Origin of the sequence: Glaciecola sp. SC05, from assembly GCF_041380235.1 — a bacterium.
Lineage (GTDB): Bacteria > Pseudomonadota > Gammaproteobacteria > Enterobacterales > Alteromonadaceae > Glaciecola.
Genome location: NZ_JBGIYY010000050.1, coordinates 1 through 1,172 on the forward strand (window position 1 = coordinate 1; position 1,172 = coordinate 1,172).

Consider the following 1,172-nt stretch of genomic DNA (forward strand, 5'->3'; position numbering starts at 1 on the left):
AATAAAAAAGGCCGCTAAACAGCGACCTTTCTTAATTTTTTGGTGTGCTATTAATCTAAGATTTTAGCTACAACACCCGCACCTACTGTGCGGCCACCTTCACGGATAGCGAAGCGTAAACCTTCGTCCATCGCGATTGGAGCAATTAGCTCTACAACAAACTTAAGGTTGTCACCAGGCATTACCATCTCTACGCCTTCCGGTAACTCTACAGCGCCTGTTACGTCAGTCGTACGGAAGTAAAACTGCGGGCGATATCCTTTGAAGAATGGAGTATGACGGCCACCTTCGTCTTTGCTCAGTACGTATACTTCAGCTTCAAACTTAGTGTGGGGTTTGATTGAACCAGGCTTAGCCAATACTTGACCACGCTCTACGTCTTCACGCTTAGTACCACGTAGTAGAACACCAACGTTCTCTCCAGCACGGCCTTCGTCTAGAAGCTTACGGAACATTTCAACGCCAGTACAAGTCGTCTTAGTCGTATCTTTGATACCAACGATTTCTACTTCTTCGCCCACTTTTACAATACCTTGCTCAACACGACCGGTTACTACCGTACCACGGCCTGAAATTGAGAATACATCTTCGATTGGTAAGATGAACGGCTTGTCGATCGCGCGCTCTGGCTCTGGAATGTAATCATCCAGTGCTTCTGCTAGCTCGATAATTTTCGCTTCCCAAGCTGGATCGCCTTCAAGTGCTTTAAGAGCTGAGCCTTGAATTACCGGTAAGTCATCACCTGGAAATTCATATTCAGTGAGAAGTTCGCGAACTTCCATTTCAACTAGCTCTAGTAATTCTTCGTCGTCTACCATGTCACATTTGTTCATGAATACGATCATGTAAGGAATACCAACTTGGCGACCTAACAAAATGTGCTCACGTGTTTGTGGCATAGGGCCGTCAGTTGCCGCAACAACCAAAATCCCACCGTCCATTTGAGCAGCACCAGTGATCATGTTTTTCACATAATCGGCGTGTCCAGGACAGTCTACGTGTGCGTAGTGACGCTTAGGTGTATCGTATTCTACGTGTGACGTAGAAATAGTAATACCGCGCTCACGCTCTTCAGGAGCATTATCGATTTGATCAAATGCTTGAGCAGAACCGCCGTATGTCTTTGCTAGGACTGAAGTGATTGCTGCTGTTAGCGTCGTTTTACCGTGATC

1 protein-coding gene is annotated in these 1,172 nt (G+C 46.2%); it reads right to left on the minus strand.

All coding sequences use genetic code 11. The features are described 5' to 3' along the window. Positions 1 to 50 precede the first annotated feature (50 nt). Positions 51 to 1,172, minus strand: a 1,122-nt coding sequence (tuf, locus tag AB9H30_RS19310; RefSeq protein ID WP_371196425.1) for an elongation factor Tu, incomplete at its 5' end; no start/stop codon positions are given.